Source organism: Bradyrhizobium sp. PRIMUS42, assembly GCF_023006515.1.
Lineage (GTDB): Bacteria > Pseudomonadota > Alphaproteobacteria > Rhizobiales > Xanthobacteraceae > Bradyrhizobium.
This window is the reverse complement of sequence record NZ_JALBGZ010000160.1, coordinates 1-10,394: the sequence shown is the minus strand read 5'-3', so window position 1 is coordinate 10,394 and position 10,394 is coordinate 1. Positions and strand designations below refer to the sequence as shown.

9 protein-coding genes and 1 pseudogene are annotated in these 10,394 nt (G+C 63.5%); 4 read left to right on the top strand and 6 right to left on the bottom strand.

Annotation, left to right across the window (positions count from 1 at the left end; translation table 11 throughout):
- On the top strand, positions 1-1,410 hold a 1,410-nt coding region (locus MOV75_RS14750), incomplete at its 5' end, for a hypothetical protein (protein ID WP_247006071.1).
- A 94-nt stretch (positions 1,411-1,504) separates the two neighbouring features.
- Here the strand turns inward: MOV75_RS14750 and MOV75_RS14745 are convergent.
- The 3 genes from MOV75_RS14745 to clpB form a co-directional block, all read right to left on the bottom strand.
- On the bottom strand, positions 1,505-1,798 hold the full coding sequence (locus MOV75_RS14745; protein ID WP_247006069.1) for a hypothetical protein: 294 nt from the start codon (positions 1,796-1,798) through the stop codon (positions 1,505-1,507).
- 18 nt (positions 1,799-1,816) lie between these two features.
- Positions 1,817-2,722 carry a hypothetical protein gene (locus MOV75_RS14740; RefSeq protein WP_246921926.1) on the bottom strand — a complete coding sequence of 302 codons (906 nt, stop codon included), beginning with the start codon at positions 2,720-2,722 and terminating at the stop codon, positions 1,817-1,819.
- 309 nt (positions 2,723-3,031) lie between these two features.
- The gene (gene clpB / locus MOV75_RS14735) at positions 3,032-5,671 is read right to left on the bottom strand and encodes an ATP-dependent chaperone ClpB (protein WP_246921928.1); all 2,640 of its coding nucleotides are present in this window, start codon (positions 5,669-5,671) and stop codon (positions 3,032-3,034) included.
- A 237-nt stretch (positions 5,672-5,908) separates the two neighbouring features.
- Between clpB and MOV75_RS14730 the strand changes: the two genes are divergently transcribed.
- Positions 5,909-6,697 (top strand): MOSC domain-containing protein, encoded by a 789-nt coding sequence (locus MOV75_RS14730; RefSeq protein WP_246921930.1) that lies wholly within the window; start codon positions 5,909-5,911, stop codon positions 6,695-6,697.
- A gap of 111 nt (positions 6,698-6,808) precedes the next feature.
- On the opposite strand, the gene MOV75_RS14725 is transcribed toward MOV75_RS14730, so the two are convergent.
- Positions 6,809-7,591: a TIGR02594 family protein gene (locus MOV75_RS14725; protein ID WP_246921932.1), complete on the bottom strand. Its 783-nt coding sequence runs from the start codon at positions 7,589-7,591 to the stop codon at positions 6,809-6,811.
- Between MOV75_RS14725 and MOV75_RS42955 the strand changes: the two are divergent.
- Together MOV75_RS42955 and MOV75_RS14720 are read left to right on the top strand one after the other, a co-directional pair.
- Positions 7,577-7,696 (top strand): annotated as a pseudogene (locus tag MOV75_RS42955) (hypothetical protein); the annotation flags it as partial. The gene MOV75_RS14725 and the pseudogene MOV75_RS42955 sit on opposite strands and share 15 nt — an antisense overlap.
- Positions 7,697-7,791: 95 nt before the next feature.
- Entirely contained in the window at positions 7,792-8,655 is an 864-nt protein-coding gene (locus tag MOV75_RS14720; RefSeq protein WP_246921935.1) for an alpha/beta fold hydrolase, read from the top strand.
- A gap of 115 nt (positions 8,656-8,770) precedes the next feature.
- Here MOV75_RS14720 and metW read toward each other — a convergent pair whose 3' ends face one another.
- Positions 8,771-9,436, bottom strand: a complete 666-nt coding sequence (gene metW / locus MOV75_RS14715; RefSeq protein WP_246921938.1) for a methionine biosynthesis protein MetW — start codon at positions 9,434-9,436, stop codon at positions 8,771-8,773.
- A gap of 1 nt (position 9,437) precedes the next feature.
- Positions 9,438-10,394: homoserine O-acetyltransferase (locus MOV75_RS14710; protein WP_247006067.1), on the bottom strand; the 957-nt coding region annotated here is incomplete at its 5' end.

Genomic DNA, 10,394 nt, shown 5'->3' with positions numbered 1-10,394 from the left:
GCAATCCCGGCTCCGATCGGAATGGCCGACGACATCGCATTCGCGCCTGATGGCACCATGGCCTGGACCGGTTTCCTCGCCGGCGATCTCTATTCGCGCAAGGGCGACGGCCCGATCAAGAAGCTCGCCAGCGGCCTTCCCGGCATCAACTCGCTCGCCTTCCGCAAGGACGGCAGGCTCTACGCCACCACCGTTTTCCTCGGCGACACGCTCTATGAGATCGACGTTGAGGGCGTCAAACCACCGCGCCAGATCATGGAGAAGATGGGCGGCCTCAACGGCTTCGAGTTCGGTCCCGACGACAAGCTCTACGGTCCGCTCTGGTTCAAGGGACAGGTCGCCAAAGTCGACGTCGACAAGGCCGAGCTGACCGTCGTCGCCGACGGCTTCAAGGTCCCGGCCGCGGTGAATTTCGATTCCAAGGGCGATCTCTGGGTCGTCGATACCGCGCTTGGCCAGCTGGTCCGGGTCGACCCCAAATCGGGCGTCAAGACCATGGTCGCGCAGCTGAAGCCGTCGCTGGACAATCTCGCGATCGACGACAAGGACCGCATCTACGTTTCCAACATGGCCGACAACGGCATCCAGGAGGTCGATCCCGCGACCGGCCAGGCGAAGCAGGTCATCATCGGCAAGCTCGCCCTGCCCGGCGGCATCGGCGTCACCTCGGAGAACGGCAAGGATACCATCCACGTCGCCGACGTGTTCGCCTATCGCACGGTGGACGGCGCGACCGGCGAGGTCACCGAGAAGGCGCGCATGCACGCCGCCGGCACCGCGCTCGAATATCCGATGAGCGCGACGGCGAGGGGCAACGATGTGGTGCTGTCGAGCTGGTTCACCGGCACCGTGCAGGTGATCGACGGCAAGACCGGCGCAACGCGCGACATGCTGCACGGCTTCAAGGCGCCGCACGATGCGATCGTGCTCGCGGACGGCACCATTTTGGTGGCCGAGCTCGGCACCAAGTCACTGGTCAAGGTGCGCGTCGAGGGCGAGCACGGCAAGGATCGCACCACGCTGATCGGCGACCTCGAGGGCCCGGTCGGCCTCGTCGGCGGGAAGGCTGACGAGGTCTACGTCACCGAAGCCTTTGCAGGCATCGTATCCAGGATCGACAGCAACGGCGAAAAGACCGTGCTCGCCAAGGCGCTGAAAATGCCGGAGGGCATCGCACGCGGGAGCGACGGCAAGCTGATCGTGGCCGAGGTCGGCGCCAAGCGGCTGATCGAGATCGAACCGGAGAGCGGCAAGATCACCGAGATCGCGGCCAATCTCCCGATCGGCCTCGTGGGTGCGCCCGGCGGACTGCCGACACATATTCCGACCGGCGTCGCGGTTGGCGGCACGGGGGTGATCTACGTGACCTCGGACGTGGAGAACGCGATCTACAAGGTCACGAAGAAGTAGCGACCGCCGACGGATCGGCCGCCGCAGAACTCCCACACGGCGTCCCAGTTAGGCAGCCACGTGCATGGGACGCCGATTTTTCCTTACTTTATGCTCAACTGGTTACAGTCCAATTTCCATTCGATTGCTTCACCATCGTGATCTTGGTCTTCGAGGCGTCATCAAGGGCGGCAAAGGCCGCCGTCGTTGCCTGATCAACTCCAGTGCCCGGACTCGTCGGAGAGTTATCGCCCGTAAATTCAGCGTGATAACCTTCGGTGGTCCTGCTGATTTCGATTTTCGTCGACGTCGGCTGGCCGATAAAAAGTGTAACCTGCGATTTCAGATCCACCTTGTTTTGCGCTTCGTCTTCCTCTGTGAAATCCGCGGGGCTGGTAAACAGAGCCATACGACATTCTCCCTTGGTTCATTTCATGGGATCGCGCGCATCGCTGGCGCACTTGATCATAATCAGCCTGACGCCGGTACTGCTCGGATCGACGGCATAGTTTGCTGGAGGGGCATTGAAGCCAGCACTCACGAGACACTTGGTCAACAACGCGGTTCGAGCCGTAAGAATCTTCGGATCGGCCGGAGAAAGATAACGTTGAACGAGCTGCATATTCTGGTCGTTCCTGTTGAACGTGCCGCCCTGTAGCACCATCGCAGCGGTTTTTTTATCCGACGCCTCTAATGCTGCGTCTCCCGCTTCCGCCGTCGCCTTGATCAGACCTGCAGTAAGCGTTCCAGCACGGTAGTAATCCTCGAGATCGTGAAGCGCAGCGGCGAGTGGATAGGTGGTCGGAGGATAGTCAACTTTCTTGATGATGCGGGCTGCAACGTCGTCCCGCTTTGCTTCCATCTGTGACTGGATGATCTGTATGGTCTTGCTAACCAGAAGCTCTGAATCATAAAAACCTCGAGTGGCGTTCACACCTCCCGCAAGCGCGCTCAATGTTCGGACAGTGTTTGCAGGGGTGAATACCGCTCCGGCTGTGCTCAGAGCCTGTGTCGTCAAAGCTGTCGTAAAACCGAACTCCCCCCGCTCTCTTGTCAGAGCACTCTCGAAATTGGTGAATTCAGCATCGATGATATACATGCGGAGCGCTATATATTCGTTGCGATGGCGCTTCCGGTCCTCGTCGTTGGTCGCGTCCTTATAGCTCAGCGCCATGGCATCCAAAGCCGTTTTCGCGCTCTCCACTTCGGTAGCGACCGGATACAGTCGATCCGGCTGTCCATCGAATGTCTTGCAACCCGACAAGAGCAGGCCAGCCAACACACAAACGGCGACTGCCATGCCCTGTCGACGCAACGCCACCACGCCACGCATCTCACGCCCCCTTAACTCCCCGGTAAGGATTGTGGCGACGGCGTGGCCGGTTGTTCAAGAAGATTCGCACACACGGAGCGCTAAAGCGCGTACCGTGTATCTTTTGCACAACATCCCTTTTGCGTGCATTGCGTCAAAATTGTAGGTAGCGCGCATATTCCGGTAAGGCTGCGCCGCGATGATTGACACGCCCCGAACTGCCTGGCTTCGCATCCGCAGTTACTTAGCGGGCCAGCCGCAAAACAAACCGCCCCGGAGAGGCTGACCTCTCCGGGGCGGCTTGTCGTTTCAGATACTGACTGCCGTCCTTCAGTTCAGCTTGCGCTTCGGCACCGGCGCCTCGAACTGCGCAATCTCGGCGGTCTGCGGTGCCTTGCCGTTGAAGGTCAGCACGTTGCCTTCGGACGAGATCGCGACCGTATCGCCATCCCTGACGTCGCCGGCCAGGATCATCTCGGCGAGCGGATCCTGGAGATGGCGCTGGATCACGCGCTTCAGCGGCCTTGCGCCGTAGGCGGGATCCCAGCCCTTGGCGGCGAGCCAGTCGCGACCGGCAGCGTCGAGGCTCAGCACGATCTTGCGGTCGGTGAGGAGCTTCTGCAGCCGCGCGAACTGGATCTCGACGATCCGGCCCATCTCGCTCCGCTGCAAGCGGTGGAACAGAATGATCTCGTCGACGCGGTTGAGGAATTCGGGGCGGAAATGCCCGCGCACCATTCCCATCACCTGCTCGCGCACGGCCGAGGTGTCCTCGCCCTCCGGTTGGTTCACCAGGAACTCCGAACCGAGATTCGAGGTCATGATGATCAGCGTGTTGCGGAAATCGACGGTACGGCCTTGGCCGTCGGTCAGGCGGCCGTCGTCGAGCACCTGCAACAGGACGTTGAAGACGTCAGGATGCGCCTTCTCGATCTCGTCGAACAGCACCACCTGATAAGGCCGGCGCCGCACCGCTTCGGTGAGCGCACCGCCCTCGTCATAGCCGACATAGCCCGGAGGCGCGCCGATCAGCCGTGAGACCGAGTGCTTCTCCATGTATTCGGACATGTCGAGGCGGACCATCGCGGTCTCGTCGTTGAACAGGTACTCCGCGAGCGCCTTGGTCAGCTCGGTCTTGCCGACGCCGGTGGGGCCTAAGAACATGAACGAGCCGGTGGGACGGTTCGGGTCCTGCAGGCCTGCGCGCGAACGGCGCACGGCGGTTGCGACCGCACGCACGGCCTCGGCCTGGCCGACGACGCGGGTGCCGAGCTGCTCCTCCATCTTCAGGAGCTTCTCCTTCTCGCCCTCCAGCATCTTGTCGACGGGCACACCGGTCCAGCGCGAGACCACCTGCGCGATGTGGTTGGCGGTGACCGCCTCCTCCATCATCTCGCCGGAGCCTTCGCGCGCCTCGATATCCCCAAGCTGCTTCTCGAGCTCGGGGATTCGGCCGTAGGCCAGCTCGCCGGCCTTCTGGAATTCGCCGCGCCGCTGCGCATTGGCCAGCTCGACACGCAAGCCGTCGAGTTCGGACTTCAGCTTCTGGGCATCGGAGAGCTTGTTCTTCTCCGCGCTCCAGCGCGCCGTCAGCGCCGCAGACTTCTCCTCGAGCTCGGCGAGGTCCTTCTCCAGGGTCTGGAGCCGGGTCTTGGAGCCGGGATCGCTTTCCTTCTTCAGGGCCTCCTGCTCGATCTTGAGCCGGATGATCTCGCGGTCGAGCGAATCCAGCTCTTCCGGCTTGGAATCGACCTGCATCTTCAGCCGCGCGGCGGCCTCGTCCATCAGGTCGATCGCCTTGTCGGGCAGGAAGCGGTCGGTGATGTAGCGGTTGGACAGCGTCGTCGCAGCCACAAGCGCGGAATCGGTGATCCGCACGCCGTGGTGCTGCTCGTACTTGTCCTTCAGGCCGCGCAGGATCGAGATGGTGTCCTCGACCGAGGGCTCGCTGACGAAGATCGGCTGGAAGCGCCGCGCCAGCGCCGCGTCCTTCTCGACGTGCTTCTGGTACTCGTCGAGCGTGGTCGCGCCGATGCAGTGCAGCTCGCCGCGGGCGAGCGCCGGCTTGAGCAGGTTGGAGGCGTCCATCGCGCCGTCGCCTTTGCCCGCGCCGATCAGCGTATGCATCTCGTCGATGAACAGGATGAAAGTGCCTTCGCTCCCGGTCACTTCCTGAAGTACGGCCTTCAGCCGTTCCTCGAACTCACCGCGATACTTCGCGCCGGCGATCAGCGCGCCGAGGTCGAGCGACAGCAGCTTCTTGTCCTTCAGGCTCTCCGGCACGTCGCCATTGACGATCCGCAGCGCGAGGCCTTCGGCGATGGCGGTCTTGCCGACGCCGGGTTCACCGATCAGGACGGGGTTGTTCTTGGTTCGGCGCGAGAGCACCTGGATGGTACGGCGGATCTCCTCGTCGCGGCCGATGACCGGGTCGAGCTTGCCGTCGCGCGCAGCCTGGGTCAGGTCGCGGGCATATTTCTTCAGCGCGTCATAGGCGTTCTCGGCGGTCGCGCTGTCAGCCGTGCGGCCCTTGCGCAGCGCCTCGATCGCCGCGTTGAGGTTTTGCGGGGTGACGCCGCCCTTGCTCAGGATCGTGCCCGCCTCACTGGTCTTTTCCAGCGCGAGGCCGAGCAGCAGCCGCTCGACGGTGACGAAGCTGTCGCCGGCCTTCTCACCGGCCTTTTCGGCCGCGTCGAAAGTGCGGGCGAGCTCGGGCGCCAGATAGATCTGCCCGGCACCGCCGCCGGAGACCTTCGGCACCTTGTTTAGGGCGTCCTCGGTCGCCTTCAGGATTGCGCGGGAATTGCCGCCGGCGCGATCGATCAGGCCGGAAGCCAGGCCCTCGTTGTCGTCCAGCAGGACCTTCAGCACGTGCAGGGTGGAAAATTGCTGGTGCCCCTCGCGCATCGCCAGCGACTGCGCAGACTGGACGAAGCCCCTGGAGCGTTCGGTATATTTGTCGATATTCATCTTTTCTGTCCCTCGGCCTGCCCTCGGGGCCCCTAAGGCACCCCAAACGGCATCTTCATTGGGTTTCCGATTACCGCATTGACGTTTCTCAACCGGTAACGGTCGTATTTTGCCGACATTGCGCCGGCCTGACGCAGATGTGGGAAGCAGGCTGCGGATGCGAAAGAGGCGACTTCACAATTTCGTGCGCTGATCCGCGAGCTTGGCGGGTCCGGATCGAATCCCTTAAGTAGCGGCATGACAGCCAGCCACACTGCCGAGATCACCGGCCTCTACCGCTACCCGATCAAGGGCCTGACGCCGGAACGCCTGTCGCGCGCCCCTTTGCGGGTCGGCCAAACCCTACCGGCGGACCGCCGCTATGCCATCGAGAACGGACCGAGCGGGTTCGACCCTGATGCGCCCGAATGGAAGCCGAAAATCCAATTCCTGATGCTGGCGCGCAATGAGCGGCTCGCGGAGCTCGACAGCCGGTTCGACGACGCCACCAATGTGTTGACCATCCGCAGGGATGGCCAGACCGTCGCCAGCGGCGACCTGGAGACCGCAGCCGGGCGCGCTGCCATCGAGCGCTACTTCACGGAGAACTTTCAGCGGGAGCTGAAGGGGCCTCCGAAGGTGCTGTCCGGCCGCGACCACAGCTTCTCCGATGTCGCCCGCAAGGTTGTCTCCATCATCAATCTCGGCAGTGTCCGCGCCATCGAGTCCATGCTGGGCGGCGCCGCGGTTCACCCGCTGCGCTTCCGCGCCAATCTCTACGTGAAGGGCTGGCCGGCCTGGTCGGAGCTCGATCTCGTCGGCCAGACGCTGGCGATCGGGCAGGCCCGGCTGAAAGTGGTCAAGCGCATCGTCCGCTGCCCTGCCACCAATGTCGATCCCGAGACCGGCAAGCGCGATCTCGAAATCCCGCCCACGCTCTCGCGCCACCTCGGCCACATGGACTGCGGCATCTATGCCGAGGTGATCGAAGGTGGCGAGATCGGCGTGGGCGATGCCGTTGCGGTGGAAGAGCCGAAGCTCATCTAAGCGGCCGTAGGGTGGGCAAAGCGAAGCGTGCCCACCACTTCGTTCTCGAATGCTGACACACCGCTGGTGGGCACGGCGCTTCGCGCCTTTGCCCACCCTACGGCTCCATGGCTAGTTCGGCATCACATACGCATAAATCCGACCGCGCGAGACCGGCGCCTCGCGGACGCGATTGCCGTTGTTGCCGGAGATCATGATCGGATTGCCCTGCGCGTCGACGCCGGTGATGATGCCGACATGACCGCCGCGGCCGCCGCGCGACATCACCGCGATTGCGCCGACCTGCGGACCGGAAACGCGCGTGCCGTAACGCGCGAACGAGCTCGCCATGTCGGATCCCGTGCCCTGATGGCCGGTGTGCTGCAGCACCATGTTCATGAAGCGCGCGCACCACAGGCTGCCGCGCCCGGTCGGATTGCTGCCGACATAGCGGCGCGCCTCCGAGACGAGGCCCGATCCACCGCCGAAGCCGCCGTTACTCATGCCGCTACCGGCGATGCCGCCGTTCGCGCTCGTGGCCATTCCATCGCTACCGCCACCGCGCATAGCCATTCGACGGCTACCGCTCGCGGCCATTCGACCGCTGCCGCTAATGATCGTTCCACCATTGCCGCTCATGACAACGCCTGGGCTATTGGCGTTCGGATCATAGCTGGCAAAAGCGTTGCCGAATCCGCTCGCCTGCAACTGCGCCGCGCCGCGCTCGAAGCGCGAGCTGCGTGCATGGTGGCGGTAATGATGATGCCTGCCGTGGTGCACGTAAGCGTGCCGCTCTGCGCTATGACGATGATGCGGCCGCGCTGAGGCCGGAGAAATGAACGAGGCAACCGCCGCGAAGAAAATCGCCAGCGCGACAACACAACGCGACAGGCGAGACGCAAACAACTCAAACATTCTTCATCCTTCGTTGACACCCCACTTCCCGATCGGCCCGTGCGGTGGCCGACATCTGCTTTGCGTATCAGAATCCTGATGTGGCGAGATCAAGACGCGTTCTGAAAGATTTTGCGCGCAGGTTAACGGGTGTTAGAACTCACATGCGTGAACTGCAGAACGGCATTCCAATGCCGCAACACCCTCAGGGAGAAAACCCGATGCCTTACGCCGTCGCGGAGGACAGGTGCCGTCTTTATTTCGAAGAAGCGGGCAGCGGCACGCCGATCATCTTCCTGCACGAATTCGCGGCCGACTACACCAATTGGGAGCCGCAGATGCGCTACTTGTCGCGCGGCCATCGCTGCATCACCTATTCGGCGCGCGGCTACACGCCGTCGGACGTTCCCGAGGGCGAGGTCTACAGCTACACGCATTTCTACAGCGACGCGCTCGCGGTGCTCGATCATCTCGAGATCGAGCGCGCACATCTCGTCGGCCTGTCGATGGGCGCCTACTCGTCGCTCCAGATCGGATTGAACGCGCCACAACGCGCGCTGTCGATGACGCTGGCCGGCGTCGGCTCCGGCTCGGAACTCGAGAACCTCGACGCTTGGCGCAAGCAATGCCGCGCAAATGCCGAGCAGTTCGAGACGCTGGGCTCCGCCGAGGTCGCGAAAGTCACGCGCGAGGCGCCGAGCCGGATTCCCTTTCTGGTGAAGGATCCGCGCGGGCACGCCGATTTCTACGCCGCGCTGGCACGACATGACGCCAAGGGTTCGGCGCGCACGATGCGCGGCTTCCAGGGCGGCCGCCCCTCGATCTACACGATGACGGATGCGATCAAGAAGGCGACGACGCCGGCGCTGATCATCTGCGGCGACGAGGACGATCCGTGCGTTGGGCCCAGCCTGTTCCTGAAGAAGCATCTGCCCGCGGCGGGGCTGGCGATGTTTCCGAAATCGGGTCACGTGCTCAATCTCGAAGAGCCCGCGCTGTTCAACGAAAGCGTCGAGCGGTTCGTGACGCTGGTGGAAGTGGGCCGCTGGCCGGCGCGCGATCCGAGGTCGCTGGCGGCGCATTAGGCACCGCTATAGCCGCTTACTCCGTCATTGCGAGCGCCAGCGAAGCAATCCAGACTACCTCCGTGGAAACAGTCTGGATTGCTTCGTCGCAAGGGCTCCTCGCAATGACGAGAAACTACGATTTCCCGCCGCCCCTGCTCAGCAAAAACACGCCCTGCTCGCCGAACATGTTCCACACCCACCACGGCAGGTTCAGCGGCACCGGGCGGCCGTAGAGATCGAGTGCGACCGAGCGCTCCATCTTGACGTTGATCTCGTCGCAGAGCTGCACGAAATCCTTGATGGTGCAGAAATGGATGTTGGCGGTGTCGTACCAGGTCGCCGGCAAATTCTCGGTGCGGGGCATGTGGCCGCCGATCAGAAGCTGGAGCCGCATCTTCCAGAAGCCGAAATTCGGGAACGAGACGATGGCGCGGCGGCCGATGCGCAGCAGATTCTCCAACACCACCCTCGGCTGCCGCGTTGCCTGCAGCGTCTGCGACAGGATCACGTAGTCGAAGGCGTCATCCGGATAATTGACGAGGTCGGTGTCGGCATCGCCCTGCACCACCGCAAGACCCTTGGCCACGCAGCGGTTGACGCCCTCACGCGACAGCTCGATGCCGCGGCCGTCGATGCCGCGGGTCTCCAGAAGCTGAAGCAGATCGCCCTCGCCGCAGCCGACGTCGAGCACCTTCGAGCCCGGCCTGACCATCTCGGCGACCAGCCGATGATCGGCGCGAAAATCACCGGACTTCCCGGTCGTAACGCCGCCCAGCGGCAAGACTTCCTGCACCGACATGCTAGCTACCCTTCAGTCCACGCGCCTTGCCTGCCGATTGCAGGAAGGCCCGGGAGATGTCGAAGAACTCGGGAACGTCGAGCAGGAAGGCGTCATGCCCGCGATCGGTCTCGATCTCGGCGAACGACACCCGCGCGCTCGAGGCGTTCAGCGCGTGCACCAGCGCGCGCGATTCCGAGGTCGGGAAGAGCCAATCGCTGGTGAACGAGACCACGCAGAAGCGGGTCTTGATATCGGCGAACGCCTTCGCCAGCACGCCGCCATGGTCGGCGGCGATGTCGAAATAGTCCATCGCGCGCGTCAGATAGAGGTAGGAGTTGGCGTCGAAGCGCTCGACGAAGGAGGAGCCCTGGTAGCGCAGATAGCTCTCGACCTGGAAATCCGCATCGAACGAGAAGGTCGGCAGCTCGCGGTCCTGCATGCGCCGGCCGAACTTGCGATGCAGCGCGGCGTCCGAGAGATAGGTGATGTGTGCCGCCATCCGCGCCACCCCGAGCCCGCGATGCGGATGGATGCCGTGATCGGCATAGCCGCCACCATGCCAATCGGGATCGGCCATCACGGCCTGGCGGCCGAGCTCGTGGAAGGCGATGTTCTGCGCGGAGTGCCGCGTCGAGCAGGCAATCGCCAGCGCAGAGAACACGCGGGCAGGATAGGCGGCGGTCCATTGCAGCACCTGCATGCCGCCCATCGAGCCGCCGACGACCGCAAACAGCGTGTCGATGCCGAGCCGGTCGATCAACATCGCCTGCGCGCGCACCATGTCGGGGATGGTGATGACAGGGAAATCCAGGCCCCAGACCTTGCCGGTGGACGGATTGATCGACGCGGGCCCGGTCGACCCCATGCAGCCGCCAATCACGTTGGAGCAGATGATGAAGTAGTGCTTGGGATCAATCGGGCGGCCGGGGCCGACCAGCGTCTCCCACCAGCCGGGCTTCCCGGTGACGGGATGCAC

Coding starts and splice junctions, on each gene's coding strand:
- MOV75_RS14730 (WP_246921930.1), top strand. CDS start 5,909: ATGACAGCCAGCCACACTGCCGAGATCACCGGCCTCTACCGCTACCCG.
- clpB (WP_246921928.1), bottom strand. CDS start 5,671: ATGAATATCGACAAATATACCGAACGCTCCAGGGGCTTCGTCCAGTCT.
- MOV75_RS14745 (WP_247006069.1), bottom strand. CDS start 1,798: ATGGCTCTGTTTACCAGCCCCGCGGATTTCACAGAGGAAGACGAAGCG.
- MOV75_RS14720 (WP_246921935.1), top strand. CDS start 7,792: ATGCCTTACGCCGTCGCGGAGGACAGGTGCCGTCTTTATTTCGAAGAA.
- MOV75_RS14740 (WP_246921926.1), bottom strand. CDS start 2,722: ATGCGTGGCGTGGTGGCGTTGCGTCGACAGGGCATGGCAGTCGCCGTT.
- MOV75_RS14725 (WP_246921932.1), bottom strand. CDS start 7,591: ATGTTTGAGTTGTTTGCGTCTCGCCTGTCGCGTTGTGTTGTCGCGCTG.
- metW (WP_246921938.1), bottom strand. CDS start 9,436: ATGTCGGTGCAGGAAGTCTTGCCGCTGGGCGGCGTTACGACCGGGAAG.